This window comes from Halobellus sp. Atlit-38R (assembly GCF_003665925.1).
GTDB classification, from domain to species: domain Archaea; phylum Halobacteriota; class Halobacteria; order Halobacteriales; family Haloferacaceae; genus Haloquadratum; species Haloquadratum inordinatus.
The window spans coordinates 1-499 of the sequence record NZ_QXIJ01000234.1 but is presented as its reverse complement, the minus strand read 5'-3'; the positions used below and the strand labels follow the sequence as shown (position 1 = coordinate 499).

Below are 499 nucleotides of genomic sequence, written 5' to 3'. Positions count from 1 at the left end.
GAGCCAGCGAAGCATCCGGGCCGTCCGCGCCTTCGTCTCGGTGAGCGCGAGTGAACAGAACACCGTCCCGGTACAGGCGACGGTCCCGCGCTGGAACGGGTTCGGCTCCGGCGTGTGCTTCGAGAGGAGCGGTTCGGCAAGCAAGTCGTCGAGAGCACCTGCCGGAACGTCCATCACGATTGGATTCTGTCGGCGAGTGAGTCGTATCTTGCCAGAACCGTACTTATCGGCGAGGTCGGCTAGTTCGAGCGCGTCCGCCGCAGTAAGTCGGCCGACCGCGACGCTGAGTCCGACGTAATACCCACCGTCAGATTGCTCGTGAACGCCGACGTGGTCGGACTTGCCTGCCGACTGCGGTCGACCCGCATTGTAGGTGTACTCGTCGCGGATGTCCTCTCCTGCCGACTGGCGTTCGAAGTCGAGGTACTCCGATTCGAGTCGGTCGCGTCTCTTTTCCGTTCCCCAGTCGTCGACGAAGAATCGACTGCGGGCGCGGGCG

1 pseudogene is annotated in these 499 nt (G+C 63.7%); it reads right to left on the bottom strand.

The features are described from left to right. Positions 1–499: pseudogene (locus D3D02_RS19110) on the bottom strand (ferredoxin--nitrite reductase); the annotation flags it as partial.